Origin of the sequence: Nonomuraea antri (assembly GCF_013283785.1) — a bacterium.
Classification (GTDB): domain Bacteria; phylum Actinomycetota; class Actinomycetes; order Streptosporangiales; family Streptosporangiaceae; genus Nonomuraea; species Nonomuraea antri.
Genome location: NZ_JABCPZ010000538.1, coordinates 1 through 1,304, shown reverse-complemented (window position 1 = coordinate 1,304; position 1,304 = coordinate 1). Strand labels below are relative to the sequence as shown.

Sequence of the window (1,304 nt, the reverse complement as noted above, 5' to 3'; positions counted from 1 at the left end):
GGGTTCCGCGGGCGGGCGCGGAAGGGATGGACGGTGGTGCCCGATGCCAGAGCGACGCCGTCGTCACTCGGGCAGGCGCAGTCGGGCGGTGCGCCGTCGTCCCCCGGGCGGGCGAAGGACGACGGGAGCCGGGTCAGGCAGCGGTGCCCTTCTCGGCGGTGGCCAGGAAGTCCTGGGCGATCAGCGGCAGACGGCGACGGGCGTGGATGACGGCGATCACGCGGCGCACGGCCGGTTCGAGTGATCGCACGACCAGGCCGGCGCGAGCCGCCTGTTCCGCCATTCCGCGGTACCACAGCAGCGACGCCTGACCGGCGCGTACCGCGTTCAGCCAGCCGTTGCGTTCGTCGGTTTCGACGACCACGACAGGGTTGACCGAGTACTTGCCGAACATCGCGTCGAGTTCCCTGCGCCGCATGCTGCCGCGGGCGGGGAGCGCCAGGCGCATGCCGTGGAGCTTGCCCATGGGCACCGGGTTCGGCAGGTCGAGCCCGGGCGGGGAGATCAGGACGATCTCCTGGCGTTCGAGTGGGTGGGTGATCAGGTCGGTGGGGACGGGCAGATCGGTCAGACCGAGGTCGGCCCGTTGGTCCCTGATGGCGTTGACGACGCCGTCACGGCCGTCGCAACGCACGATGTGCACGCGTACTCCCGGGTGCTCGGCCGCGTAGGCGGGCAGAAGCCGTCCTGCGAGGCCGGGTTCGAGGCTCGGGGTGGAGGCGATGCGAAGTTCCGCCTCCGTCGATGTGCCATGGTTGGCCAGGCTCTCGATCTCGTGAACCGCGTCGAGTGCCTCCCGCGCCAGCTTGACCACCCGGCGGCCCTGCGCGGTGACCACCACGCCACGACCTGAGCGGGCGAAGAGCGTCGTGCCGAGCTCTCGCTCCAGATCCCGGATCGCGCGTGACAGTGCGGGCTGCGCGATGTACAGCGACCTGGCCGCGTCGGTCATGGTGCGGTGCTCCGCAGTCGCGACCACATAGCGGAGCTGCTGGAGATTCATGCCAAAGAAGCTAGGACACCGCCCACCGCCGGGACCGGGAGATAACCGAGATCACCTCGAATGATTTCGGACTGTAACCGAGCACTGCTACATCCGTGACGGGTGATACATCAGTATGCTTTTGCCCCAAATTTGGCAAAGGTCCGTCAAGTCGCGGCGCAAAGCTGTGCATTACAGACAACCGGGTAAAGGGGGAGACACGGTGACAGGGAACGGGCAATATCCACCCCCGCCACAGGAGCCGAACCAGCCTCAGCGGCCTCCCTCGTTGCCGTGGCCGCCGCCCGGCTACGGCCAGTCC

1 protein-coding gene is annotated in these 1,304 nt (G+C 68.4%); it reads right to left on the bottom strand.

What is annotated here, in order from left to right:
- Positions 1 to 133: 133 nt before the first annotated feature.
- Complete coding sequence (locus tag HII36_RS55210) at positions 134 to 1,003, bottom strand: LysR family transcriptional regulator (protein ID WP_173531391.1); 870 nt, start codon at positions 1,001 to 1,003, stop codon at positions 134 to 136.
- Between the last annotated feature and the right edge of the window lie 301 nt (positions 1,004 to 1,304).

Coding starts and splice junctions, on each gene's coding strand:
- HII36_RS55210 (WP_173531391.1), bottom strand. CDS start 1,003: ATGAATCTCCAGCAGCTCCGCTATGTGGTCGCGACTGCGGAGCACCGC.